25 protein-coding genes are annotated in these 26638 nt (G+C 51.0%); 8 read left to right on the plus strand and 17 right to left on the minus strand.

Features of this window, described 5'->3' with window-relative positions:
• The first annotated feature begins 3 nt into the window (after positions 1-3).
• Genes gyrA through AJ81_RS02730 form a run of 6 tightly spaced genes read left to right on the plus strand, consistent with a single transcriptional unit; the run spans position 4 to position 5146 of the window.
• Positions 4-2433 (plus strand): DNA gyrase subunit A, encoded by a 2430-nt coding sequence (gene gyrA, locus AJ81_RS02705; protein WP_031503840.1) that lies wholly within the window; start codon positions 4-6, stop codon positions 2431-2433.
• Positions 2418-2795, plus strand: coding sequence for an archease (locus tag AJ81_RS02710; RefSeq protein ID WP_031503841.1), 378 nt, complete (start codon positions 2418-2420; stop codon positions 2793-2795). Before gyrA ends, AJ81_RS02710 begins: the two co-directional genes overlap by 16 nt.
• Complete coding sequence (lexA, locus tag AJ81_RS02715; RefSeq protein ID WP_031503843.1) at positions 2792-3391, plus strand: transcriptional repressor LexA; 600 nt, start codon at positions 2792-2794, stop codon at positions 3389-3391. The genes AJ81_RS02710 and lexA overlap by 4 nt, the downstream gene beginning before the upstream one ends.
• Entirely contained in the window at positions 3384-3740 is a 357-nt protein-coding gene (locus AJ81_RS02720) for an STAS domain-containing protein (protein ID WP_031503845.1), read from the plus strand. Before lexA ends, AJ81_RS02720 begins: the two co-directional genes overlap by 8 nt.
• Entirely contained in the window at positions 3741-4181 is a 441-nt protein-coding gene (rpiB, locus tag AJ81_RS02725) for a ribose 5-phosphate isomerase B (protein WP_031503847.1), read from the plus strand.
• Complete coding sequence (locus AJ81_RS02730; RefSeq protein ID WP_031503848.1) at positions 4178-5146, plus strand: histone deacetylase family protein; 969 nt, start codon at positions 4178-4180, stop codon at positions 5144-5146. The genes rpiB and AJ81_RS02730 overlap by 4 nt, the downstream gene beginning before the upstream one ends.
• On the opposite strand, the gene AJ81_RS02735 is transcribed toward AJ81_RS02730, so the two are convergent.
• From AJ81_RS02735 to AJ81_RS02760, 6 genes are read right to left on the minus strand one after another with little or no spacing between them, the layout of a single operon-like run.
• Positions 5147-6550 (minus strand): xylulokinase, encoded by a 1404-nt coding sequence (locus AJ81_RS02735; protein WP_031503849.1) that lies wholly within the window; start codon positions 6548-6550, stop codon positions 5147-5149.
• Positions 6540-7388, minus strand: coding sequence for a MurR/RpiR family transcriptional regulator (locus tag AJ81_RS02740; protein WP_031503851.1), 849 nt, complete (start codon positions 7386-7388; stop codon positions 6540-6542). The genes AJ81_RS02735 and AJ81_RS02740 overlap by 11 nt, the downstream gene beginning before the upstream one ends.
• Complete coding sequence (locus AJ81_RS02745) at positions 7385-8278, minus strand: ABC transporter permease (protein ID WP_031503853.1); 894 nt, start codon at positions 8276-8278, stop codon at positions 7385-7387. The genes AJ81_RS02740 and AJ81_RS02745 overlap by 4 nt, the downstream gene beginning before the upstream one ends.
• Positions 8259-9284: an ABC transporter permease gene (locus tag AJ81_RS02750; protein WP_031503855.1), complete on the minus strand. Its 1026-nt coding sequence runs from the start codon at positions 9282-9284 to the stop codon at positions 8259-8261. Before AJ81_RS02750 ends, AJ81_RS02745 begins: the two co-directional genes overlap by 20 nt.
• Positions 9281-10786 (minus strand): ABC transporter ATP-binding protein, encoded by a 1506-nt coding sequence (locus tag AJ81_RS02755; RefSeq protein WP_051368805.1) that lies wholly within the window; start codon positions 10784-10786, stop codon positions 9281-9283. The genes AJ81_RS02750 and AJ81_RS02755 overlap by 4 nt, the downstream gene beginning before the upstream one ends.
• Positions 10783-11760 (minus strand): BMP family ABC transporter substrate-binding protein, encoded by a 978-nt coding sequence (locus AJ81_RS02760; protein WP_031503859.1) that lies wholly within the window; start codon positions 11758-11760, stop codon positions 10783-10785. The genes AJ81_RS02755 and AJ81_RS02760 overlap by 4 nt, the downstream gene beginning before the upstream one ends.
• Positions 11761-11965: 205 nt before the next feature.
• Here AJ81_RS02760 and AJ81_RS02765 point away from each other — a divergent pair, with 205 nt between their 5' ends.
• Positions 11966-12289: a DUF1292 domain-containing protein gene (locus AJ81_RS02765; RefSeq protein WP_031503861.1), complete on the plus strand. Its 324-nt coding sequence runs from the start codon at positions 11966-11968 to the stop codon at positions 12287-12289.
• A gap of 44 nt (positions 12290-12333) precedes the next feature.
• On the opposite strand, the gene AJ81_RS02770 is transcribed toward AJ81_RS02765, so the two are convergent.
• The 4 genes from AJ81_RS02770 to AJ81_RS02785 are packed head-to-tail and all read right to left on the minus strand — an operon-like array spanning position 12334 to position 16989.
• Positions 12334-14835: an adenosylcobalamin-dependent ribonucleoside-diphosphate reductase gene (locus tag AJ81_RS02770; protein ID WP_031503863.1), complete on the minus strand. Its 2502-nt coding sequence runs from the start codon at positions 14833-14835 to the stop codon at positions 12334-12336.
• A 60-nt stretch (positions 14836-14895) separates the two neighbouring features.
• A complete protein-coding gene (locus AJ81_RS02775) occupies positions 14896-15525 on the minus strand; it encodes a redox-sensing transcriptional repressor Rex (RefSeq protein ID WP_031503865.1) in 630 nt (209 codons plus the stop codon).
• 36 nt (positions 15526-15561) lie between these two features.
• Positions 15562-16725, minus strand: a complete 1164-nt coding sequence (gene iadA, locus AJ81_RS02780) for a beta-aspartyl-peptidase (RefSeq protein ID WP_031503867.1) — start codon at positions 16723-16725, stop codon at positions 15562-15564.
• Positions 16726-16734: 9 nt separating this feature from the next.
• Positions 16735-16989 carry a double zinc ribbon domain-containing protein gene (locus AJ81_RS02785; RefSeq protein WP_038059674.1) on the minus strand — a complete coding sequence of 85 codons (255 nt, stop codon included), beginning with the start codon at positions 16987-16989 and terminating at the stop codon, positions 16735-16737.
• A 243-nt stretch (positions 16990-17232) separates the two neighbouring features.
• On the opposite strand from AJ81_RS02785, the gene AJ81_RS02790 reads away from it, so the two are divergent.
• On the plus strand, positions 17233-17436 hold the full coding sequence (locus tag AJ81_RS02790) for a cold-shock protein (RefSeq protein ID WP_031503868.1): 204 nt from the start codon (positions 17233-17235) through the stop codon (positions 17434-17436).
• Between the two features lie 43 nt (positions 17437-17479).
• On the opposite strand, the gene argF is transcribed toward AJ81_RS02790, so the two are convergent.
• From argF to AJ81_RS02825, 7 genes are all read right to left on the minus strand, one after another.
• Positions 17480-18421 (minus strand): ornithine carbamoyltransferase, encoded by a 942-nt coding sequence (argF, locus tag AJ81_RS02795; RefSeq protein WP_031503870.1) that lies wholly within the window; start codon positions 18419-18421, stop codon positions 17480-17482.
• 13 nt (positions 18422-18434) lie between these two features.
• Positions 18435-18956: a nitroreductase family protein gene (locus AJ81_RS02800; RefSeq protein WP_031503872.1), complete on the minus strand. Its 522-nt coding sequence runs from the start codon at positions 18954-18956 to the stop codon at positions 18435-18437.
• 11 nt (positions 18957-18967) lie between these two features.
• The gene (locus AJ81_RS02805; protein ID WP_306452429.1) at positions 18968-20161 is read right to left on the minus strand and encodes an adenylosuccinate synthase; all 1194 of its coding nucleotides are present in this window, start codon (positions 20159-20161) and stop codon (positions 18968-18970) included.
• Between the two features lie 15 nt (positions 20162-20176).
• Positions 20177-21463: an adenylosuccinate lyase gene (gene purB / locus AJ81_RS02810; protein WP_031503876.1), complete on the minus strand. Its 1287-nt coding sequence runs from the start codon at positions 21461-21463 to the stop codon at positions 20177-20179.
• A gap of 5 nt (positions 21464-21468) precedes the next feature.
• Positions 21469-23106 (minus strand): arginine--tRNA ligase, encoded by a 1638-nt coding sequence (gene argS / locus AJ81_RS02815; protein ID WP_031503878.1) that lies wholly within the window; start codon positions 23104-23106, stop codon positions 21469-21471.
• Positions 23107-23110: 4 nt separating this feature from the next.
• The gene (locus AJ81_RS02820; protein WP_096325178.1) at positions 23111-24298 is read right to left on the minus strand and encodes a metallophosphoesterase; all 1188 of its coding nucleotides are present in this window, start codon (positions 24296-24298) and stop codon (positions 23111-23113) included.
• A 147-nt stretch (positions 24299-24445) separates the two neighbouring features.
• Positions 24446-26485, minus strand: coding sequence for a methyl-accepting chemotaxis protein (locus AJ81_RS02825; RefSeq protein ID WP_031503881.1), 2040 nt, complete (start codon positions 26483-26485; stop codon positions 24446-24448).
• Between the last annotated feature and the right edge of the window lie 153 nt (positions 26486-26638).

The raw sequence follows: 26638 nt of genomic DNA on the forward strand, positions 1-26638 counted from the left end.
AAGATGATGTCCGAGATATTCACAAAGAATATAGAAGACGAACTCGTACAGCAATACATGAACTATTCGATGAGCGTCATCATAGGACGCGCGATTCCGGACGTGCGAGACGGGTTGAAACCCGTGCAAAGGCGAATCCTCTACGTGATGCACGAGCTCGGACTGACACACAACGCTCAGTCGAAGAAGTCCGCAAGGATCGTCGGTGAAGTGCTCGGTAAGTACCATCCACACGGAGACATGGCCGTGTACGATGCGCTGGTGAGGCTGGCACAACCGTTTTCGATGCGATATCCTCTGATCATCGGTCAGGGTAACTTCGGTTCCATCGACAGAGATCCCCCGGCGGCGATGAGGTACACCGAAGCCAAGCTCTCAAGGATTGCCGAGGAGATGCTCCAAGATCTGGACAAAGACACCGTTCAAATGCAAGACAATTTCGACGGCACGCTGAAAGAACCAACGGTCTTGCCCTCGAAGGTTCCAAACCTACTGCTCAATGGTTCTTCAGGTATCGCCGTCGGCATGGCGACCAACATCCCACCCCACAACCTTGTTGAGACCATCAACGCCATACAGTTCTTCATAAAGAATCCACAGTGCAGTGTCGAAGACCTCCTGCAGCATCTGAAAGGTCCAGATTTTCCTACAGGTGGCATCATCGTCAACGCGACCAGCCTGAGAGAGATATACGCCACGGGTAGGGGCAGGATCGTCGTCCGAAGCAAAGTGCACTTCGAGGAAGGTAAGAAACACGATCAGATCGTCGTGACAGAAATCCCATACGGGGTCAGCAAGGCTGCCCTCATCGAAGAGATCGTTAGATATGCGGAGAAGAACCCGAAGATCCCGATAAAGAATGTCAGGGATGAGTCGGACAAGAAGGGTCTGAGGATCGTCATAGAGATTCCCAAGAACGGCAACTACAAACTCGTTCTGAACAACCTTTACAAGCACACGTCGTTACAGACGAGCTTCAACGTTCAGATGCTCGTCATAGACAACAACCGTCCGAAGCTCATGAACTTGCTACAGCTGGTACGTGCCTTCGTTCAGCACAGATTCAACGTGATCAGAAAAAGGGCTGAGTACGAGTTGAAGGTCTATTCGAAGAGGGCACACGTTCTGGAAGGAATCATGAAAGCCGCGCGGGTCATAGGAAGCGTCGTGGACATCGTGCGGAGTAGCAAGAGCAACGAGGATGCAATGAAAAATCTGATGAATCTTCTGAGCGTTACTGAAGAACAGGCGAAAGCGATCCTCGACATGCGATTGGGCAGGCTCACGAGTCTGGAGATTGAAAAGCTGAAGGCAGAGTATTCTGATCTGATCAAGAAGATCGACTTCGTCAAGGACATCATTTCGAACGATTCGAGAGTCTACGAGGTCATGTACGAGGAACTCGAGGAGTTGAAGCGCAAATACGGCGATGAGAGAAGAACTCAGATCACCAACGCCGAAGAGGACCTCGACTACACACCTGAAGATCTCATACCGGATGAAGATATCGTCTTCGTGCTTACGGAGAAAGGCTACATAAAGGCGACGAGTCTGAACGATTACAGGAGTCAGAGGCGCGGTGGAAAGGGAATAATAGGCGCGCGGATCGCCGAAGACGATGAAATCGCCATAGTATGTGCGAGCCGTGTGCACTCCAAAACCATCTTCGTCAGTTCCCACGGTAGAGCGTTCGTTCTGAAAAACCACGAGATCGAGCTGAGCAACAGGGACAGCAAGGGTAAGCCAATCAGGGCTTATCTGAACCTCGAGGAGGACGAGTCCGTCCTCACAATGATTCCCTTCAACGAGTGGCATGGAGACCTCGTCTTGGTCACGAAAAAGGGTAAAATCAAGAGAACGCCCCTGTCGGAGTTTGAAAACGCAACCGCAAGGGGTATCAAAGCCATAAATTTCGATGACGGAGATTCTGTCGTCGCAGCGAGCGTCTGTGATGAGAAGGACAAGGAGATTCTGATCATCACGAAAAACGGAATGTCGATAAGGTTTCCCATCGACGAGGTACGACAGATGGGACGTTCCGCGATGGGTGTCACAGCGATTTCACTGAGGGATGGTGACGAGGTCGTTGGAATGGTCGTGCTTTCCGACAACGAAGGTGACATCTTGACGATCACCACCAAAGGCTTTGGAAAGCGCACGCCATTGAGCGAGTACAGAATTCAGAGCCGTGGCGGAGTCGGTGTGAAGACGATGCCGAGCGTCGAAAAGGTCGGTTTTCTCTGCGGTGCTGAACTCATCAGTAATCCCGAATCCGACGTCATCGTACTCACGAAGAACGGACACTCGATACGCTTCAAAGTTTCGGCCGTAAGCGTCGTCGGGCGGACCGCGAAAGGGGTCAAGATACTGGAGCTGAATGAAGGCGACGAAGTTTCACACTTTGCGGTGGTGGAAACGTGTACAGACAGTTGAACCACACGGCGGACGTACGTTACGAGATAGTTTGCGATAGCGAAGAGGAGGTCTTCAAAGAGCTCGTCAGGATCTTCAAGGATCACTACTCTGTAAGACTGAAAGAACAGGAGACGAAGCTCGAGTACGATCTGTCTAAGAACCTTGAAGATGCCGTCTTCGACATCGTGAACGACTGGATCTACCTAATCGAATCGAGAAAGCTCTTTCCGTACGATTGTCACATCCAGAACGACAAACTGGTTTGCACGTTCAGGGAATTTGAAGAGATCGAAGGTACCGAGCTCAAAGCTCTCACGTACCATGGTCTGGGTGTTGAAAGGTCAGACAAAATCGTTTTGAGGGTGGTGTTTGACACGTGAGGCAACTGACAGAGAGGCAAAAAAAGGTTTTGGAATTCATCATTTCCTACATGGAGAGACACGGCTATTCTCCGAGCATCAGAGATATAGCCAAAGCCTTTCGCATAACACCTCGTGGAGCCATGATGCATCTGGTCGCGCTCGAGAAGAAAGGTTACATATCCCGCTCGAAGAAGGCCAGAAGCATAAAGCTCTTGAACATGGCTGAGGCCGTCAAACTTCCTGTGGTCGGGATCATAGCTGCGGGGAACGCGATCGAAGCCATAGAACGTGTCGTCGAGGCGATCGAGGTACCGAAACAAATGTTGAAGAGCGGTTTCGAGCACTACGTGCTCAAGGTGAAAGGTGACAGCATGGTGAACGAACACATCGTCGAGAACGACTACGTCGTGCTGAGGAAGCAGAACACCGCGGAGAACGGCGACATCGTGTCCGTACTCGTCGATAACGGAGAGACAACCCTCAAGAAGATATACTTCGAGCCGGACAAGATCATACTGAAACCCGCAAACCCTTCTTTGAAACCCATGGAACTTGAACCATCTCGCGTCAAGATAACGGGCAAAGTTGTTGGGGTGATCCGCATCTATGAGTGAGCAGAACTGGACGGCGATTGAACTCAAGAACGTGGTCGTTGTCAAGCCGCACGGCGAACTGGACATGAACAACTCTTTCCAGTTCAAAAGTTTCGTCAAGGATAAATACATAAGTGCAGGCAAAAGCAACGTGATTGTGGATCTGTCGGAAGTCGAGTACATGGACAGCTCAGCGCTTGGAGTTTTGCTCGGTTTACAGCGCGCTGCACGCTTGAATGGAGGTTCCCTCGCGCTGTGCGGTCTCCACGAGAACCTCGCCAGGATTTTGAAGATAACCTCTCTGGAGGGCGTTTTCAAGATCTATCCAGCGGTTGAAGAAGCTTTAAAATTCTTTCTGGAGGGTAACTGAATGAGAATCGCACTCGGTTGTGACCACGCAGGGTTCCGATTGAAAGAAGCCATCAAAGCTTATTTAGCTTCGAAAGGCTTCAGAGTCCTCGACGAAGGGACGTACTCCGAAGATGCGGTGGACTATCCTGATCTCGCCAAGAAGGTCGTACACGATATCAAGCAGAACCGCGCCGACTTCGGCATATTGATCTGCGGCACGGGCGTAGGTATGAGCATATCGGCCAACAGGGTAAAAGGTATAAGGGCGGCTCTTTGTCTGTTTCCAGAAATGGCCAAGTTGGCCAGGGAGCATAACAATGCCAACGTGCTCGTCCTTCCGGGTCGGTTTCTCGGAGTGGAACTTGCCCAGTGGATCGTGGACGCCTTTCTCTCATCGAATTTCGAGGGTGGCAGGCACAGCCAAAGAATTGAGAAGATAGAAAGGATGATGGAAGATTGAAGATCGTCTACGATCCAAAACACGTCCTCCACAGGCCGACGAAGGAGATAGACAGGGGCAAATTCATAGAGAACCCCGAAAAACCCGAACGCATCGAAGCGATAAAGGACGCGTTGATCATGAACGGTTTCGACAACATACACTCTCCGAACAGTTTTCCCATGAGTTACGTGTATCTGGTTCACGACGAACGGTACGTCAAGTGGTTGAAAAACAAATGCGTATCCCTTGAGCCTGATGAGGAGTACATAACCGAGCTGTTCGGGTACGATCTGTGTTTCGACACCGGAACTCCGATCAGCAATTGGACCTTCGACGCAGCGAAGCGTGCAGTCGACGTAACACTGACAGCGGCGAGTTTGCTGAGCGGAAGGACGAATCTGGTCTACGCACTTGTCAGGCCACCCGGACATCACGCAACTCGAGGTGCCTGTGGAGGGTACTGCTATTTCAACAACGCGGCGGTCGCGGCCATGTACTTTCTCTCCAGAGGAAACGCTGATGGTGTTGCGATACTGGATCTCGACTTTCATCATGGCAACGGTACTCAGGACATATTCTACGAGACGGACGAGGTCCTGTACGTTTCGATACACGGAGATCCGGATATCTTTTATCCATGGGTCAGTGGCAGGGAGAGTGAGACGGGTCAGGGACCCGGCGAGGGTTTCAACATCAATTTGCCATTGCCCCCAAAGTCTGACTGGCGAAAGTATTCAGAAGCGCTGGAACAGGCTTTGAGGGAAATCAGAAATTACTATCCCGATGTGCTCATAGTGTCGCTGGGTTTCGACACGCACGCGGACGATCCAGTCGGTGGATTTTCCCTCAAAGACGACGATTACGGGCTCATGGGAAAAGCCATAAGCAAACTCAAGATTCCCACGCTGGTCGTGCAGGAGGGTGGATACAACCCGCGGGCGAATGCGTCGGCCGCTGTGAAGTTCTTCTCGGCACTCGTCTGATCAGCCTTCGAGTCTTTCGAACAGATCGAGGTTTCTCTCGTGCAACTCGAGATAAATCTCGTAAAACTTGTTGTAGAGTTTGTGCCTCTCGGGATCAGGTGTAAAGCGTTTTTTCACACTCGCGAGTCTTTCTGCAACTTGTGTGAAAGATTCTCCATTCAAACAGGATATCGCCAGTATGGCACAGCCGAACAACTCCGCGTCAGGCCTTACGAGTTCCACGTTCATTCCGAGCACATCAGCCTTTATCTGATTCCACAGTTCGTTGGTCGCTTGTCCTCCTGTGGTCCTGATGGTTTCGACCCTCGCCCCGGCTTTCCTCATCTCGTCAACGATATGCCTCACGGCGAAGGCGACTCCTTCCGCAGCGGAGACAATCAAGCTTTTGGAGTTGCTCTCCAGGTCCAGACCGAAGAGAATTCCTCTCAGTTTTGGACTCCAATACGGGCTCCTTTCTCCCACTAAGTGTGGCAGGAAGATCACACCCGTGGGCCTCTTGACGTTCGAGAGTGAAAGACCCTTCACGCTTCTGTATCGAGCCACACGGCTTGCCATCCATTCGATGGCCTTCCCCGAAGTTGTCAGTAAACCGCTTATTTTCCACAGTCCATCGATGAAGAAAGGTGTGGTTATCAAACCCGGTGCGTGAACTTCAACATCACTGCACAGTGTGATACCTTCAGAGGTTCCAGCACGATCACACGCGACGCCTGGCCTGAGTGTGTTCGTCCCCAGGAGCGCAGCCGCAAAATCGGGAGCGCCAGCCACGACGATCACATCTTCTGGTAACCCAAGTCTTCGAGCCACATTTTGAAGTAACTTGCCAATGACATTCGAAGGTTCCACAAGTTCCGGAACGATGAAGGTTTGCGAGAGATCGAACCTGTCAAGAATCTCCTTGTACCAGGGAGAATATCCGTACTGCGGAAAGGTGGCGTTAACGATTCTACCTGTCAATCTCATGATCAAATAGTCGGCAGGTTGAAGCAGATAGGCGTTATCGTTCAAAACCTTTTTTAGTTCAATCAGCTTGGCCACGGCCGAGGCCGTCTGTTCATCGATGCTTTGCATTCTCAAAGACTGCAAGTGCTGCTGGCCCCTGTTGTCAAGCCAGCCAATCGCCTTACCAACGAGTCGGCCTTCCCGATCGACCAGCACGATGGTTGGCCCCTGACTGCTGATGCAGATGGCCCGAACTCTCTTTCTAAGTTCTTCGTTTGCCGCGTGCACACCGCGGACGAAGGCTGTCCACCATTTTTGCGGATCTATTTCGTGTCTCCCGTTGGAAACGTCTTCTCTGCATTGTCTTTCGAAATGGAAGAGCTTTCTTCCTTCCGTATCGAACAACGCCAACTTGACGTTGGTGGTGCCGATATCAACTGCCATGACCAGGTCAGAAGACACCTCGATCTCCCCTCCTCTTGTACCTCAACACCTCTTCGAAGTGTGTGTAAGCGCTCCTGAACCTTTCTTTATCCAATTCGAACATCTTCAGAAGCAACATGTCGATCACGAATAACTGCAAGAACCTCGTCAGAAAACCACCCTCTGGAAACACCTCCGTCTTAACGTACACTGCCAGGAACACGTCTGCCAAGTCAGACACCGCACTGCTCGGCGGTGCTATCGCTACCACGGTTGCCTTGGCCCTCTTGGCGTAACTGACCGCATCGAGCAGATCACGCGAGGAATGACTGCTCGAGATCGCAACCAGACAAGAGTTCTCGTTCAGAAACGAGGCAGAAATGCTCTGCAAGAATGGGTTCTCGAAGAAATTCACCTGAAATCCGAACTGCTTCAGCTTCAAGAAAAGATCTCGCGCAGCGACGGTGTCGAAACCGTACGCCGCTATTTCCACCACGTTGCTTTTCATCAGTGCGTTCGTGGCTTTCGTGAGATCGTCGTCGCCAACCAGTTTCAACGATTCTTTGACTTCTTCGATGATGAAGTTGATGTAATCACGTGACACTTCAGATATTTTCTCAACGTCGGGCTTCATCGATTCGAGCAAGCTTATCTCCTGTGCCAAAGCGAGACGAAACTCCTTGAAACCGCTGAAACCCAGCTTTTTGCAGAAATCCACGAGAGAAGCTGGCGAAGCGTTTATTTTCTTGGCAAAATCGGTTATTTTCATTTCCAGCACCGAGCTTGGGTCTTCTATCACGTGTCGGGCGATCTCACCGTGTACACCTCTCAGCTGGGGAAGAAGGTCCCTGAGTCTGTGATAGACACTCCTTTTCACGGCGATCGACCCCTTTCTCCAGTTTTCAATATACTGTAGATCAAAACCACACAGAGCGTCAGTATCAAGGGAATGGAGAGCACGATTTCGGCCGGCAACGCTGTGAAAAGCTGCAGCCTGTTGGACAGGGCCACAGAAAAGCCGAGCACCATAGACACACCGAGAACGCCGAGGGGGTTATCGCCTCCAAGAACGGCAGCCACCAACGCGAGCCATCCTCTATTGTTCGTCATGCCCGAGACGAACAGGCTGAGTGGCAACGAGAGCATAGAACCTGCCAGACCGCAGAAGAGCCCACAGAAGATGAAGGACGAAATCCTGATCCCGTCGATGTTCAAGCCGAGCTGTCTCGCCACGGATTCGTTCTTACCAACCGCCTTCATTCTCAATCCCAATGGAGTTTTCGTGATGAGCCAGGAAACAAACACCAAAAGCATCGCCGTGAGTTCCAGCACGTTGTAATCGGACAGCAAAGTGAGAAGTGTCTCGTTGTGCTCAAAAACTTCGAGTCGAAGTGCTGGGATCCTCGGCATTTCTTCGAAGAAGATGGTGCCTTTTGAGCCTAAGAGTGTTGAAGACAAGAGAACAACCAGGCCTGAAGCGGCAAGGTTTACGCCAAGACCAACGACGAAGATGTTCGCACCCAAATATCTGTGGACGAGCCAAACGAACAACGAGAGGAGGCATGACAAGGCCATGGCAGCAGTGACACCCAAAAGCCAGCTGTTCGAACCAACCGCCACGTAAACGGAGACAAAACATGAGACCAGCATCGTCCCCTCGATCGCTATGTTCAACTTTCCAACTGTCTGCGTGAAACTCGCACCGATCGCCGCCACAGTTATCGGAAGGGCCGAGGAGATGGACGATCTAAGCAATTGAGTCAGCATCCCGTTCACCTCGACTGAAAAGAAACTCCGCAGTTACCAGGCAGAAGACGATGCCCTGAACCAGCCTGACGATTTCTGCCGGCGTTTGCACCATCAGCGAAGCGATCTCAGCGCCACTCTCCAGATACGCGAAGAACAGTGCGGAAAGAAATATCAGCGCAGGATCGTTTCTGACCAAAAGAGAAACAGCTATGCCGTTGAATCCATTACCGTGAGAAAAACCTCTCACCGCACGGCCATAAACGCCGAGAATCTCGACCATCCCTCCAAGGGCGGCAACTCCACCGCTCAAGATCATCGCGAGCAACCAGATTCTCTCCACATTCATCCCGTAAATCTTTGCAAAACGTGGGTTTCCTCTCACCATTTTGAACTCGTATCCCATAACGGAGCGTCTGCGAACGAAGGCGAACATTAAACACAGCGCTATTGCAATCAAGTAGCCGGCATGAAGGTTCGAAGGTGGCAAGATTTTTGCCAACACAACCGTCTCGTCGAGATACCTTGTGGCAGCCAAGGCTGCCTCTGGATCTCTGAAAGGACCGTTGAGAAGAAAATCCCCAACATAGATGAAGACCTGTCCGATCATGAACGAACTTATGAGCTCGCTGAAGCCTAACTTCACCCTGAGCAACATCGGAACCAATGCCAACAACGCGCCCACTAAGAAAGAAACTGCGAGAGCAAGAACCATCGAGGATACCTTGGATGTGGGAACGTTCAGAACGACGATGGTCCCGATTATCGCACCGAAATAGTGCTGACCCTCGAGTCCTAAATTGAACACACCGGCTGAAAAAGCGAGGCAAGCGGCGAGTCCTGTGAAAATGAGAGGTATCGACGTAGCCAGCATGTTTCCAAGAAAGTAGAGGTTCGAAAACGGACCGAGGAAGAACCAGCGTAGAGTCTCTCGCGGCTGGTGAGAGGTGATGCCAAGGATGGCAGCACTCACAAGAAAGGCTATGGCGACGGTGAGAACCGGTGAAAGGATCTTTCGTTGCGTCATGTTTCTTCACCAACCAACGAGACGAGTACGCTGGGTCCAGTCAGCTGCTCTCTGTACAGCGTTTTCTTCAACTTACCTTTGGAAAAGACCAGCACCCTGTCACAGAGACCAAAAGCCTCCTCGGCATCGTTAGTGGCTATCAACGCACAGCCCCAGGATCTTAACTGCTGTAATCTCTCGGCTACATAATATTGCACCTGAGCATCCAGGCCGGATGTGGGCCGACAGGCAAGAAGCAACTTCGGTCTTTGAAAGAGCTCTCTGGCAAGGATCAAACGTTGCAGATTCCCACCAGAGAGCGTTTTGACGGGTTGTGCGAGCGAGGCAGTTTTCACCTGGAACTCTTTCAACATGTCGTGAATGTGACGTTGTAAGAGTGTCCAGTTCAGGAGCCCGAATTTCGCGAACGGAATCTCGCGGTAAACGTTCACCATGGCGTTCTCCAAGATTGACCCTTCCAGGTTCAAAGCTTCCCTCAAACGATCTTTTGGCACGTACGCTATTCCGAGCCTTCTTCTCTCGCGGATCGGAAGATGTGTTATATCACGAGACTGGAAGAAAATTCGCCCTGAGACAGGTTTTTTCAAACCGATGAGCACCTCGAGCAGATCGAACTGACCATCGTTCCCGAGGCCAAAGAGGCCGACCGCTTCGCCCTGTCTCACAGAAAGAGACACGCGATCGAGAACGAGCCTCTTTCCAGACTTGAACGTGAGGTCCGAGATTCTCAAGAGCTCCTCACCGATCTTTACGCGCGCGCGAGGAGATTCTGAGGAACGAAAACCCATCGCCTCGATCACTCGTTGAACGTTCAGCTTTGAAGTCTCCTCGCTCAGAACCGTTTCTCCCTCCCTCAGCACGGTCACCCTGTCAGCGATCTTCAGAGCCTGATTCACATCGTGCGTTATGAACAGGATGGCGCACTGGGATTTTTTCAGGCCCACGAGTAATTCGAACAGTCTCTCCTCTTCATTCTCGCTGAGATAAGCTGTGGGTTCATCGAGCAACAGCACGCGTGCACCAAACATCAAAGCGCGCACTATCTCTATTTTCTGTCTTTCTGACATGCTCAGATCGGCAACTCTCTTGTTGAGCTCGATCAGAGAGAGTCTTTCGGAAAGATCCTTCACCCTTCGCTCGGCCTTCTTCTTGTCCAGAAAGAAGAGTCTGCGAGGTTCCCTTCCAAGGAACAGGTTTTCGAGGACGGTCAGCTCCTCCACGAGAGAAAGGTTCTGATGCACCAGAGCAATGCCCTGACGCATCGCGTCCTTCGGTGTTCTGAAATTCACAGCTCTGCCGTCTACGAAGATTTCACCGGCGTCCGGTTGTATTTCACCAGCGAGGATCCGCACTAACGTAGTTTTTCCAGCTCCGTTCGCACCGAGGAGCGCGTGCACGCTCCCGGCCTCGAGAAACAGGTTAACCCCCTTTAACGCTTTTACGCCGGAAGGATAAAACGTTTTTTGAACGTTCAGAAGCTGTACGATAGTCTTGCCTCTCATGGCAGAGGTTGGATGGAGCCTTCCTTCAGTTTTTCGTAAACTCTGAGCATCTCGCTTCTAATCTCCTGAGGCACGTTCTCGATGTAGTTCGGATCATCGAAAGTGAAACCTATCATACCTTCCCTGACACCCCACACCTCTCTCGTGCCAAACTTCAACTCGTTTCTGACAGCCTTCGAGAGGACCTCGTAGATGGCTTTATCCGCATGTTTCAAAGCGCAGGCGAGGATGACTTCAGGATCTTTCTCGATGTAGTTAGAATCGACTCCTATCACGTACCTTCCCATCTCCCGCGCCTTTCTGACCGCGCCCATGCCAGAGCCACCGGCAACCAGAAAGATGACGTCCACTCCCTGTTCGTACTGAACTTGGGCCAGCTCGGCACCTTTGCTCGGATCAGCCCAGCTCCCGACGACGGAGAAGAACACTTGAATGTTCGGCTCGACATCTCTTGCACCTTTTTCGTATGCCGGTTTCATCTTCTCCATCATGGCGGGATAAACGTCACCTGCGATCATACCGATCTTCAACTGTTCGTTTGCACGTGGCATTCTACTCTTCGTGACGAGTGCGGCGAAGTAACCTGCCAGATAAGCCATCTCTTCATCCTTGAAGGCGACTGAATAAACGTTCGGCAGAACTGGTGCCAGTGCATCCATGAGAATGAACTTTTGGTTTGGGAAGGCTTTAGCGGTGTTCTCGACGTTCTTCGGCATACCTTCGGTGAAGGTGACAATCAGATCGTAGCTCTTGGATGCTGCGAGACTCGTGAGAAGGGTTGCCCAGCGCGCGGGATTGTAACCGCCTTCGATGATCTTGACATCGAACCCAAAATCTTGCGATGCTCTGCGCGCACCGGCCACCATCATTTCGTAGATCGCGTTGCCCGCAACTTCACCCGTGATGAGCAGCGCCACGGAATAGGCATGAACAAGGGTGGTTACGCATATCAAGAAGAATACCAACGATTTCACAGCATCCACCTCCTCTGGTATAATCAATGGGGAAACGTGTGTCTCGAAATCATTTCACATATTCCGAAATCATTTTACCACAAATGCCATCCTACTGTGTGTTGTACCTTTCCTTAACTCAAACTTCATCTTATTTTGCCCTGAGACTTCTTGCGAAAAGTGTGGTATGATCTATTCACCATTCGGTTCGAAGGGAGTTGGTATCATGGGTCAAGAGGATCTCGATGTCTTCGTGTTGACGGACGAGGAAGGTCACGAACATCACTTCGTTATCCTGGCGGAGATCGAAGATGGGATGAAGAAATACTGGATTTGCGAAGAGATCATGATGAACGAAGAAGGACAGATCGAACAGTTCGGCGACATTTACCCGTTCGAAGTGAAGGAAGCGGAAGATGGTGGACTCTACATAGATTCGGTGCAATCCGAAGAGGAGTTCGAACGGGTGTCGAAGGCGTGGGAAGAGCTTTTGACAAAGGATGAAGAGTTGAGGAAACTTGTTGAGCCCGAAGATCAACAACACGAGTGATGCTCAGAAGGCGAACAAAGCCGGCCGAAAGGCCGGCTTCGTCTTTAACTACACTTTGACCAACCACAGTTTCTACAGGCGATACATCCTTCCTGTTTGAACAGAGAATTCTTGCTCAAACACGACGGACAGTAAACATTCCCGCTGGAATCAACGTAATAACCTTCCTGCCATTCGAGCTTGTTCGCCTGGACAAACCTTTCGATCTCTTCGGCGCTCTTAACGGTTCCATCCCAAGAGTCGTTCTGTTGGGTCGAAGACCAGAGCGAAGAGAAGTCCTCGATCGCTTTCTTGATCTCCAGCCCAACGTTCCTGACATATTCTCCCTTCACCTTCGTCAGCTGTTCGATGATCTCGTCCGGCGAAACGCCCGCACGCAAGGCGATGGAACAGAGTCTTCCTATGGCTTCGGCCGTCTCCGTCCCGTTGGAGAGAAAGATCTCTATTGCCTCACCATTGTCGTCGAAAGAAACAGTTATGTAGGTCGTGCCATCGGAGGTCCTGTACTTTCTGGTCACACTCCTCAACGTTTCTTTCCTCGGCCTGGGTCTCAGCTTGTGTTTTTCGTCCACGATGAAGAACTGCAGCTTTGCTTCCTTCTTGTGCGCGGATCTGGCCGTGGTGAGAACCTGGGTCCTCAACGAGCCGTCACGATAGACGGTCAAACCCCGAATTTTGTGCTTCAACGCTTCCACGTAGATGTCCAGCACGTCATCAACGCTCGCCGAGTTCGGCATGTTGATCGTCTTGGAAATGTTGTTGTCGACATAACATTGAAAAGCCTCCTGCATCAAGAGATGGTCCATAGGACTTATATCGAGTGCGACCACGAAGATCCGCTTCCACTTCTCATCGACGTCCAGATTCTTCAGGCTCCCCTTCTCTATCAACTCGCTTTCAATCCTCTTCAGATCCTCGGCTGGCATCTTCTTTCTGAGAACTTCGTTGACGTACAGAAGTGGCTCCCGTTCACCGCTGCTTTGTTTGTTCACATACCTGACGTAAGCCAGCAGGAAGTTGGGCTCGAGGCCGGAAGAAGTGTCGGCGATGTTCGATATGGAACCGGTCGGCGCTATGGCGAGCACCGCAACGTTTCTCTTGTGTTTCTTGGCCCGCGTTTTGAAGTGTTGCTTGATTTCGTCATCGTAATCGCTCACGTCCATGGAGAATGGCACGAAGTTTTCTTCTTTGGCATACCTGCTCTGTGAAAAGAGCGGGAAGTTTCCTTTTTCCTCACCGAGATCCGAAGAAGCTTCGTGCGCGTGCAGAGAGATGAAAGCCATCAGGTTTCTGGCAAAACGTCTTGCCTCTTCGCTGTCATAGGGTATTTCCATCTGGTACAGTAGGTCCGCAAAACCCATGATACCCAGGCCGAGTCGCCTGGACTCTTTCACGGCCCACTCGATCTTGTCTATGGGAAACACGTTCACATCGATGACGTTGTCCAGAAAGCGAACTGCAACTCGCACGATCTTTTCGAGTGCATCCCACGCGAATTTTCCTCCATCGTAGAGTTTCGCCACATCTATCGAACCGAGGTTGCATGCCTCGTAAGGTCCAAGCCCGATCTCGCCACAGGGGTTCGTCGAGATGATCTGTCTCACCGGATATAGTGCGTAGTACTTGTTCATCTCTCCAAGGAACACCATGCCCGGATCGCCCGTCTCCCAAGCGTTCTGCGCCATCAACTGGAATATTTCTCTGACCCTGACCTGCTTCTTACCAACCCACTTTGGATGGTGCAGCTCGATCTGGCCATCTTGCTCGTACAATTTCAAGATCTCTTCACGCTGCATCGGAATGCCAACGGAGATGTTGAAGAATCTGAGCACGCGTTCTCCGTCGTTACCGCGCTTTGCCTGGATGAAGTCAACGATGTCTGGATGATCGATGTTCAGAATGCCCATCAACGCACCGCGCCTCCTGTAACCCTGCTCAACCACGGAGACTGCGGAGTTGAAAACGTGCATGAAGCTTATGGGGCCCGATGCCTTGCCGTGGGTACCGGCAACGAAGCTTCCGTTCGGTCTGAGCGCGCTGAAGTTGCTCCCTATACCGCCACCGACCTTGGTTATCATTGCGTACTCTTTCACCGCCGTGAAGATGCCGTCTATGCTGTCGTCGACGGGTACGACAAAGCAAGCTGAAAGCATGTGAAGGTGGTTCCTTTGCTGGACGATCTTCTCGTAATCTTCGAGCTTCATATTTTCCAGAGGCTTGTACAGCAGCTCGAAATCCACACCCATGCCCGCGTTGAACAGCGTGGGACTGTTCGGAATGAAGATGCGACTCGAGATCAGCTCGTAGAAGGCCTCCTCCCAGCTTTTGATGTGATCCAGACGTTCCGCAGGTGTCATCTGTTGCAGGCGAGGATTGTTCAACAATTCCGCGGCAGCGATCACACGCGCTACTCTTCTTGAAAGCTCGTTCCAGCTGTTTTCCAGATACTCCCCTTCGCGATTTTTCAGATAATACCTCTCTCTCAAAATCTTCTCAGCGTTTTGAGAAGGAGCTACGTTTTGCCACTTCTTCACGAGCTCGTGCATGAAAAAACCCCCTTTCCGGGGGTGATTATACTACCTCTTGTGTCTTTGTTCAATAGTATACTATATGTTGTATGAACTGTTCACGATGCTGTGAGCCAGGGTCTTGAAGAACACAGTTATGTCGACGTACTCCACGGGGATCCTGCAGGTCAAAGTCGTCGGTGCAAAACAAACGATACCCTTCACTCCTGCCTTCTCAAGTTCACACGCCAGATCGTTTGCCACGGAAGCGGGTACGGCAAGCACCGCTATGTCCACTCCATGTTCCTTCACGAACTGCTGCAGCTCGGAAACATTCCTAACTTTTAAGCCCGGAGCGATCTGTTTGTTGATCTTGCGCTCGTCCGAGTCGAAGACTGCGACGATTTTGAAGTTGTTCTGCTCCAGACGCTTGTGGTTCGCGAGCGCTTTGCCTATGTTGCCTGCACCCAGTATTATCACAGACCACATTTTGTAGAGACCGAGCACTTCACGTATCTTCTCTGACAGCTTTTTCACATCGTAACCAAGGCCCCTTTGACCGAGGTTACCAAAATAGGATAGGTCCTTTCGAACCTGTGAGTCCTTTATCTGCAACATCGAAGCGAGTTGTTTGGAGGAGACCACCTTTATCCCCTTTTCTTCCAAGTTAGAGAGACAGCGCAAATACACTGCAAGTCTGCGTATGACAGGTCTTGGGACCTTCTCCAACGTTACCCCTCCATAGTGCAATTTTTCTCAAGGGTATTATAGCTCAATTCCTGCCTCGAACGTCCCTTTCACAATTTGTTCTTTGTTCAGCATGAGAATTTTGCCTTTCGCTACCACTGTGTCTATTTTGAGATCTTGATCCAAGAGCACGATGTCCGCATCCATTCCAACGGAAAGAGTGCCCTTGCTCACGAGCTTCAAGATCTTAGCCACGTTTTTCGTGATAGGCAGCAAAGCCTTTTCCAGCGGTGTTCCATGTTCAGCGGCCATCCTCACTTGTTCGTACAAGGACAAGACCCTGCCGACGTCCAGTCCCACAAAGTTTCCCTTTTCGTCGAAGCGCGGCAAACTTCCTTGTCCGTCGGAACTGAACGTGATCTGCCCTTCGAATCCCTCGTTTGAGAGTTCTCTGAATACACGCCACGGCAACAGCTCCTCATCAAGAAGGCCACCGATGCTCGTCGTGAGATCGATGAATCCTCCCATCGACAACCATTCTATCGATGAATGCAGCAACTTCGAATTCCTGTTGATGTGTGTGGGCAAGAACTGCGTGATCGGTATCTCGCTCGTTTTCACCACGTTTGTGAGTGGTTCCAGCATCGTTGGTCCGTCACCCACATGAACGTTGACCACCCCAGCCTTACCACTGAGCATGCCTCCGATGCGTGCATCGGCTGCAAGCCTCTTCAATTCGTCCAAAGTCGGTTGCGAAGATCTGTGATCGCTGATTGCCACCTCTCCGACCCCGATGACTTTGTCGATCAAAACGATGTCTTTGATGATGCTTCCAGTCAGCGTTACGGGCGGTACACGGTAGGAACCAACGTAGATGTAACTCGAAACACCTTCCTCTTCGAGCGCTTTGGCCTTCGCGTACAACGACTCCAAGCTCCTCGTCACCCCGTCGGTTCCCAAACAGCCCACCACCGTGGTGATACCGGCGCGTACGAGGTCCGAAAAGGAAAGTTCGTAGGTACGTGTCCTGAAGCCTCCCTCGCCACCACCACCCAAGATGTGGACGTGACTGTCGATGAATCCGGGAACAGCAATCTTACCCGAGCAATCGATGACTGAGAGATTCGGCAGGCACACCGTCAGTTGTTCTTCAATCGCGACGATTCTGTCAACGGCAAGGAGGATGTCTCTGACGCCGAGAGGCTCTGGCGAGTAGACTGTGGCATTTTTCAAGAGTATCATAGCAACACCTCAATCTTCGTCTTCATAATCGGACAGATCGTGAAAATCCTCGAGATCTTCGTAATCATAATCTTCGTCACGCTCGTCGAAGAATTCATCAGAGAAGAGCCAACCGCAGATGGGGCATTCGTCGATATCGTCGTCGATGACGGCGCCACAGTCTGGACATTCTTTTTTCTCAAAGACGTAGCCACAAGAAGGGCACTTTCTCACGTTGTTCCTGCATTTCTCTCCACATTGCGGACATCTCTTCCATCCACCCATGCTCTTACCTCCCTCCACAAACGTCCCACAATTCGACTCCGCGTTCAAACGACACGTTCTAAGATGTGGAAAATCACGTTTTCCATTATAGCTCACCCCGCTCAGGTCCGACATCGGCGCGATATATGTAACGATTTAATTCCACCAAGATGTTTTTCTCGCTCTTCGGCACTTTCTTCCCCAACACGTGTTATATTAAATCATCACGGTGCGGAAGGCACCAAGGATTAGGAGGTTAGAAGCATGTACAACGGTACAGTGAAGTGGTTCGACTCTAAGAAAGGCTACGGATTCATCACCAGAGACAACGGAGAGGACGTCTTCGTGCACTTCTCCGCGATCAAGGTCGACGGATTCAAGACGCTCAGGGAAGGCCAGAAAGTCCAGTTCGAAATCCAGCAGGGCAGTAAAGGACCCCAAGCTGTCAATGTGACTCCCATAAACTGAGAGTCGAGCTGAAGAGAAGGCGGAGCCGAAAGGCTCCGCTTTTTTATAGTAAAGTTGCGATCATGAGTGCCTTTATCGTGTGTTTTCTGTTCTCGGCTTCGTCCCAGACTTTACTCTGCTTTCCTTCGATGACCTCGAAGGTGACTTCTTGTCCCTTGACGGCGGGCAGGCAGTGGAGGAAGATCGTTTCGCTCTTGCCCGTTTTCTTCATGAGCTGCTCGTTCACCTGGTATGGCCTCAGTAGTCTCTCGCGCTCTGCTTGTTTGTCTTCCTCACCCATCGAGGCCCACACATCCGTGTAAATCACATCGGCTCCCTCTACGGCCTTTTCCGGATCTTCCTCTATCTGAATGGTCCCACCCGTCTCTTTGGCAACCTCAAGACAAGTCTTGAACAGTTTCTCGTCAGGCCTGAGCTCTTTCGGGGAGCACACGACATAATGCATGCCCATCTTCGCACAGCCTATCATGAGTGAGTTGGCCATGTTGTTTCTTCCATCACCCATGAACACGAGCTTGATACCTTTCAATCTTCCAAAGACTTCTTGAACGGTCATGAGGTCCGCGAGTACCTGCGTCGGGTGGAAAACGTCGGTGAGTCCATTGTAGACGGGAACTCCCGAATACTTCGCCAAGGCTTCCACTGTCTCCTGTTTGAAACCCCTGAACATGATCGCATCGACCATCCTGCCGAGTACTCTTGCGGTATCCTCTACAGATTCCTTCGCTCCGAGTTGAATATCCTGGATCGAAAGAAAGATGGGATGGCCACCTTCTTCCGCGAAAGCTGTTTCGAAAGCGAGCCTCGTCCTCGTGGACCTCTTCTCGAATATCATCGCCAAGGTTTTTCCAACGAACCTTCTGTGAACGACCTTCGCCCTGCTTTCTCTCTTCACCTGGAACGAGAGATCGAGCAGATAGCTTATCTCTTCGGGTGTGTACTCCAAGAGCGTCAGCAGCGATCTTCCTGTAAGGTTCACCGCCATCTTTCAAACCTCCCTACTCGTGGTATGTGAGGATCTCTCTCAAAGGTTTCCTTGGCCGGTTTTTTCTCGGTTCAGCCGCATGACCGATCGGCAACATCGCAACGCATCTCTGACCCGCCGGCAGACCCAAGATCTTGTTCGCTTTCTCTTCGTCGAAGGCGCCAATCCAGCACGTGTCCAGGCCAAATTCTCGTGCGATCAACATGATGTAAGTGATCAGCGCAGCCGTGTCTTGAATGCAGTAAAGGTTTCTTCCCCTGTCGCCATAACGTGAGCCACTCTCCTCGGGTACAGCGACGACACAAATGACCCATGGCGCCTCTTCGATGTAGGTCTGTCCGAACGCAGCCTCACAGAGCGCTTTCTTCAAGGATGGATTCCTCACCACATGCAATCGCCACGGTTGTCTGTTCCCTGCGCTGGGTGCGTTGAGGGCAAGCTCAAGGATTTCCTCGATGGTTTGCTTTGGAACGTCCCTGCTTGAGTCGTACTTCCGAATGCTCCTTCTGGTTCTTATCGCTTCTATGAGTTCCATCCACATCCCCCCTACAGCACGACGATGTCTTCCACCTTGGAGCCCGTGGAAACGTGGGAGATTCTCACGCCGGTTTCCTGCTCGATTCTCCTCAGAAACTTTTCAAAGGAAGGCGAGTTCAAATCTTTCCATCCTTCGATTTCTTCGTACACTGGCTCAGCTTTGTGAATGTTCCTCAGATTCTTCACATCTCGGACTTTCACCCCGTCAACGTTGTAAGCGACGCACACGGCCAACCTTTCCAGTCCGTTCAGCACGTCAGCTTTGGTGAGGATCAATTCGTCACACCCGCTCACTTTCACAGCGTATCTGAGCAGCACGAAGTCGAGCCAGCCACACCTTCTGGGCCTACCCGTTGTCGCACCGTACTCATCACCGAGTCTTCTGATCTTCTCACCCATTTCGTTCTTCAGTTCCGTTGGGAATGGGCCTTCACCCACTCTGGTGGTGTAGGCCTTCGTCACACCGATCACCTTGTCCAGCTTGATGGGAAAACCGAAACCTGCTTGAACACCGCTACTCGAACAGTTCGTCGAAGTGACGTAAGGATACGTCCCCGCGTCCACGTCGAGCAAGACACCCTGGGTGGCCTCAAACAAGAGGTCTTTGCCTTTCAGTCTTTCGAAAGCCTCAACGTTGTCGATCAAGTGATGAGAGAGACTGTGGTAAATTTCGAGCATCTGCTTCAGAATCGAGTTCGCATCGATGTCGAGATTCCACACTCTCACAAGCTCTGCGAGTTTTCTTTCGAGCAACACCTCGTCTTCAAAATCTTCAAGTCTCACTCCAAAACGCAACGCTCGATTGGCATAGCACAAGCCTATACCTCTTCGAGTGGTGCCAACGGGTTCACTGCGTGCCGCATCGATCTTTCCATCGAGTTCTCTATAGAAAGGTATGACAACGTGCGCTTGTTTGGACACCTGGAGCGCCTCACCGCTGCCTGGAAAGAATTGCTCCAGCTGTTCGATCTCTTGCGAAAGCACGTTCAAATCCACCGCAACTCCCGTGGCTATGTACATACCCTTGCGAAGCCTCAAATCGGCAGAAGGAACCAGATGGTGCACGAGCTTGAACTGACCGTAGTCCACGGTGTGACCTGCGTTGCTCCCGCCACTGTAACGAACGACACAATCGTAATTCCTCGAAAGGTACGTGACCACCTTTCCTTTTCCTTCGTCTCCCCATTGAAGACCAACCACCACAGTGTTCAACTGAATTCACTCTCCTTCGAACCGTGAGAAGATTCGATCAACTTGTTTCAAAAACTGGGTTGGATCGAAGATAGATTCCAGCTCTTCTTCATTCAAAAACGGCACGTTCTGAGCCACGAGGGTTTTGAAATCTTCTTGCGTTTTCCAACATCTGAGCGCGAGAGACTGCACAAGATCGTAAGCTTCACTTCGGCTCATGCCCTTCTCAACGAGTTTGAGCATCACTTTCTCCGAATAAACGAGCCCGCGGGTCAGATTCAGATTCTTCAGCATCCTGTCTTCGTACACGGTGAGATTTTCTATCAGATGGTTCGTCTTGACGAGCATGTAGTGGAGCGTCTGCGTGGCATCTGGGAAGATGTAGCGTTCTGCCGAAGAGTGCGATATATCCCTCTCGTGCCAGAGGTTGTTGTTCTCTAAGGATGTGCTCACGAAAGAACGCATGATCCTCGCAAGACCGCAGAGCCTCTCGCACAGGATCGGGTTCTGTTTGTGCGGCATGGCACTGGAGCCTTTCTGACCTTCTTTGAAAGGTTCTTGAGCTTCCAGAACTTCCGTTCTTTGCAGGTGCCTCACCTCGGTTGCGATCCTCTCCACGCCACTTGCCGTCAACGCGAGGACCATGACGAAGAACGCATGATGATCCCTGCCAACGACTTGACTCGAGATCGGTGTTGGCTTCAGACCCAGCTTGGTCAGCGCGAGTTCCTCAACCTCGGGTGGAACGTTCGCGTAGTTTCCAACCGCACCGCTGATCTTGCCAACCCTCACCTGTTCCCGAGCGATCCTCAACCTTTCTTGGTTTCGTTTCATCTCCGCATACCAGTTCAACACCTTGAGACCGAAACTCGTTGGTTCGGCGTGTACCCCATGTGTCCTTCCGATCGTGACGGTGTATCTGTGCCTGTTGGCGAGAACCCAGAGAGACTTCAAGAGCTTCGACAGCGCCTCGAGCAGGATGTCGCTGCTCTCGACCAGCGCAAGGGACAGCGCAGTATCTATGACATCCGAGGACGTCAGTCCGTAGTGGAAATACCTCGCCTCATCCTGCATGTTCTTCGTCGCCATCTTGATGAACGCGATCACTTCATGGTCCGTTTCACGTTCGTAACTCTCGAACAATGAAAGATCGATCATTGCATTCTTTCTCGCCTTTTCACTCACACCAAGAGGGATCAGACCGAGTTGCTCGTAAGCTTCCATGACGGCGAGTTCCACTGAGAGCCACCTACGAAGACTGGCTTGAACACTCCAGAGTTCTTTCATCGGTGATAGTGCGTACCTTTCGACCACACGGTTCACATCCTTTCCGGCGCGCTGACCTTCAACAGGGACAAACCTTTCTTGAGCACGAGCAACGTCGCGTAGGCGAGGTTCAATCTGGCGTTTGACAAACGTGGATTGTTTGGATCGAGGATGAGACACTTGGTGTAGAAGCTGTGAAAGTCGTAGGCGAGAGCTTCAAGATACTGGGTCAGCTTGTTGGGTGAAAGGGTTTTTTCAACCTCGTGCAGGGCATCTTCGAACATGTCAAGTCTCCTTATCACAGCGAACTCGGCTGGATCGTCGAGTAATTCGAGGTCTGAGTTCCTGTTGAAGGTTATGGACTTGCTCTTTGCTTGCTCGAAGAGACTGCAGATCCTCGCGTGCGCGTACTGAACGTAGTAAACGGGATTATCCATGCTTCTCGTCTTTGCGAGTTCCAAATCGAAAACCATGTGTGTGTTTGGATCTATCATGGCGAAAAAGTATCTCGCGGCGTCTTTGCCCACTTCTTCGATCAGCTGTCGTAACGTGACAAATTCGCCCGCACGTGTCGACATGCGTACGATCTCCTCACCACGCTTGAGCGTCACGAACTGATGGAGTATCACATTGAAAAATCCATCTTCGATACCCAAAGCCCTCATGGCGGCCACCATTCTGGGTATGTGCCCATGATGATCGCTGCCCCATATGTCGTAAACCTTGTGGAAACCTCTACTGTACTTGTTGAAATGGTAGGCGATGTCGGTCAAGAAATACGTGTGACTCCCATCGCTCTTGACAAGTACTTTGTCGTTGTCTTCTACGAACTGTGAAACTTTAAGCCAGACGGCACCATCCTTTTCGTAGATGAACCCCTTCTCCCTGAGAAACTCGAGTACCTTCTGCACAGTCCCGTCTTCGATCAGGCTCGTCTCGGAAAAGTACACGTCAAACTCGCACTCGAGAGAGTTGAGATCTTCTTTCATGTTAGCCAGTATGTTTTCCACGGCATAACGCTTGAAGAACCTTTCCGTTTCAGAGTCCCATCGGTCTTTGTAAACATCTCCAACTTCTTTCAAGAGTTTCTTGGCGATGTCTATGAGGTATTCTCCTCTGTAACCGTCTTCGGGTATGTCGAGATCCTGTGAACCGAGCAACTGGTTGTACCTCACCCACAGAGATTTGGCCAGCAGGCTTATTTGCCTTCCCGCATCGTTGATGTACATCTCTCGGGTAACTTCGTAGCCAAGCTCCTTGAAAACGTTTGAAAGCACATCTCCGATGACGAGCTGCCTGCCGTGCCCCACCGTGAACGGACCCGTTGGGTTGGCACTACCGTACTCGAACTGGATTTTCATCGGCTCGGATTTGCGTACGGGATAAGCTTCGTTGACTATTATCTGTCTCAAAACGTCAACGTAGGCTTTCCTGCTCAGTCTAAAGTTGATGAACCCAGGTCTCGCAACCTCCACCGAGTCAAAAACATCCTCACCCTTCAACTTTTCGGCTATTCTTTCTGCGAGTTCCATAGGCTGACGCTTCGCGTGCCTGGCACCTGTCAAGGCTGCATTTGTTGAAAAATCGCCAAAGCCTTCGGGTGGGACTTCGACTTCGAAGTGGTACGAAAGACCGAACTCGCTGAGCGCTTTCTGCACCAGATCATGAACGAGTCTCCTGAGCAACAACATCACCTCACAGGAATTTGCTCTTACTGGTCTTGTTCTTCACGTTCGTCGTGATATCCAGATCTCCGCTCCTCGGAACCGAAACGATCGCGTAGAAGAGCTCCGCCTTTTTCTGAAAGCCATACTTCTTTCTGCCATTGACCTTCTCGACAACTGGCCTCCAGGTACCGCAGTTTATGTAGAATTTGTTCTGTCCTTTCACTGGAACCACACGAAAGGCGTGATGGTGTATGTGACCAAAAACTACGACGTTCAACTCTGGCAAACGGAGTTCCCCATCGGTATAACCTATTAGCTCGTCGGCCGTCAAAGCTTTTTCCCTGAACAACCTCTTCGCTTTTCTGAAGAGATAATCGCTACGACGCATTCCTCGAATTTTCATGACAGCCCTGACCAAGAGAGAACCGAGCGTTATTCCACCCCATTTGTTCAGAAAAACCTTCGAAAGACACCTCAGGCGCGGGAAATTCTTCTTCATCCAAATGCGTGCCTCGGCGGTCTGCATCATCTTGAGGAACGCACCTACCCACAGTTCGAGAATGTCCACTCCCAGATCGTAAACTTCCTGCACCCGTTCGAACCAGTGGAACACGTCGAGGCTTGGCCTGACGTTGTCGTAGTCTGATAGGATCTCGGCTGGAACCAAAGATTCGAGGTACTCGTCGAAGTGGAACATCATGTACCTGGTCATGTAATCACCAAGCGGAGGAACAATGGTCCCATCGCCGTCCTTCGAAAACTTGTTGATGAGATCGAACTGGTTTCCATGCATTGCGAGAAGCCCAGCGTCTTCGTTGTAATAGTAAGGCATCACCTCGCATCTGAGCAAGTTTCGCAGCTCATCTTTCAGTCTCTGATTGCCGAGCACATAGTAATCGTGGTTTCCCACGACGTAGATGATCCTGTGCTGTTTTGAAAACTTTCTGAAGCTTTCAAAGAGCCTTGGATGCCTACTCTCTATGTTCGATAGAACCGTTCCATCCAGCGAAGAGACCAGAACATCGAACGATGTCAGGCCAAAATCCTTGACCGCACGGCTCTCGAGCAGTTCCAACCCGTCTCCAACGATGATCAACTCGACGTCTGGTTGCGTTGAGAAGTGTTCAAGTAGATCGATGAGTTCCTCGTCGAACTCGAAATCATCTTTTGCCGAACCATCACCTATGTGTAGGTCACTGATGAAGATCTGCCTCATTCGGTCAATCCCCAGTTCCCAACTCTTCTCACATGCGAATTATACTATAGTCATCGCTTAAAAACTGGTATTTCAATGCGAAGATCATCAAACCGAAAAAATGCAAAAGCGCCGCAGTCGCGGCGCTTTCGTACAAGAATTCTATCATCAAAGCTTGAACTTCTCGAGCGATTCCAGAAGTTTGTGCGATATCTGCTTGAGTTCATCGCCTATCTGACGATTCTGAACCACCAGCTCTGCCTGTCTCTTGACGCCTTTCACCATCTCTTCGAGCCTCGCCGCTATGTCAGCGATCGCCTTCGTGGCACCGTCGACAGCGCTGGCCATTTCCTCGGCCGCCGCACTCTGTTCCTGTGCACTCGCGGCGGTCGATTCCACCATGCTGGCCATCGATTCGACCTCTGAGAGTATGTCCTTCAACTTCCCACCGACTGCCGTTGCTTGGTTCGCGGCTTCGTCCACAACTTTTGCCGTTTCACTCGTTTTCTCGTCCGCTTCCTTCGCACCCTGCTGGATCTTCTTGAGTATGTTGGCTATGTTACCTGTTGCCTCTTTACTCTGTTCTGCGAGCTTTCTTATCTCGTCGGCGACCACGGCAAAACCTCTTCCTGCCTCACCGGCTCTGGCAGCTTCGATCGCTGCGTTCAGCGCCAGCAAGTTCGTCTGTTCGGCGATCGCGTTTATGGTCTCGACAACCATTGCGACGTTCTGCGCATCTTCGGCGAGCTTACCAACAGTTTGTACCGTGGAACTCGCCATCTGCTTTGCGGAATTCACTATTTGAACTATTTTCTCGACGGCTTGCTCGCCTTCTTTTGCGGCTTTGGAAACTCTCTCTGATCTTTCACTCAGCTGTTGCGCCGATTTCGAAACGTTCTGTGCGCTCGCCGCAACTTCTTCAACGCCTGAGCCTACTTGTTGCATGGAAGCAGACACGTTTTGAACGTTCTTGTTGAGTTGATCCGCCTGCTCACTCAACATGGTTGCGAGTCGTTCACTCTCCTTGGCGACGCTCTCGAGCATGCTGGAGAATCTATCCAGTTCCGACGCGGAACTCTTGGTGAGATTGAGAGAACTCCTCAAAGACTGAGCCATGTCCTTGAGCGCCGAAGCCATTTGTGAAGTCTCGTCCCTCGCTTTAACGGAGAACTCGACTGTGAGATCGCCGGAACCGAACTTCTGAACGGACTGTGCTAAAGATTTGATCGGCTTGGATATGCTCTGGCCAACGATGAACGACACCAGAACGATCATACCGACGATGATCAGCAAAACTATCAGGACCATGAAGATCATTCTATTTGCCCTTGCGAACAGTTCCGATTCCGCTATCGCCAATCCCAACGTCCAGTTGGGTGTAGCTGGGATGGGTGTGAAGGCGAGGAACAGTCTTTTGCCATCAGGTGCGAGAATAGTTCCAAAACCCTGCTGACCCTTCACCATCTTCGACGCGAGTTCTTCCAATCCCTTGTACCCAGCCTGGGAGCTATTCAAGACGTTGAATTGACCCACCATGGAGCGCTCAGGGTGTGCCAACACTAAGCCTGTACCATCCACTATCCAGCCGTAACCTACCTCACCCATCGCGATGCGCGAGACCATCTTGGACAAACTCTCCAACGGAATCGTCGCACCGAAGACACCCACGACGTCACCAAAAGAGTCGACGACCTTGTGTGCGATGATGAAGACGGGCCGTTTCGTTAACTCAGACACGCGCAGCTCACCCATGAAGGAATCCTGCGCTTCTTCGATGATCTTTTTGTAGAATTCCCTTTCTTTCGCACTCGAGGAGACCACGCTCGCTCCGTCAGTTTCGTAGAGCAATCCCTCACGGTAATCCGCCACGAAATAAGTGTCGAACACATCTTTTCTTTCCTTGAGCTTGCTCGACAGTTGCAGAGCTATCGAGTAGAGAGTACCAGCTACCACATCTTTTTGCTGCAATATCTTTATCGCCACCATGCTTTCCAGTCCCATCGCGATCGACTTAAGCTCGAACGAACGACCGCTCAACCATTCTGAGACCATGCGAGCGTTCCCATCCACAACCTGCAAGGCCAACTCCTGAGTGAGTGGGAGCACGGTGTTCTGCGTTTGAAAATAAATAAACAAACCCAAAATTGCGAGAAGCACCAGAGTCGTTGTTAGGAACCAAAATAAAATTCTTCCTCTAATGGATTTCATACACACACCTCCAAAATGATCTTCTCATGATTTTGTTTTCCATAAAATTATAGCATCGTCTTTCCTTCGAGATTGGTTTCACAACAGTTAAACTGTGGTGCAAAAACGGTCTTGATGAAAAAGGTACTTGCATCTTCAACTTCGCTGTGGTAA

It is taken from the genome of Pseudothermotoga hypogea DSM 11164 = NBRC 106472 (assembly GCF_000816145.1).
GTDB classification, from domain to species: Bacteria; Thermotogota; Thermotogae; order Thermotogales; family DSM-5069; genus Pseudothermotoga_A; species Pseudothermotoga_A hypogea.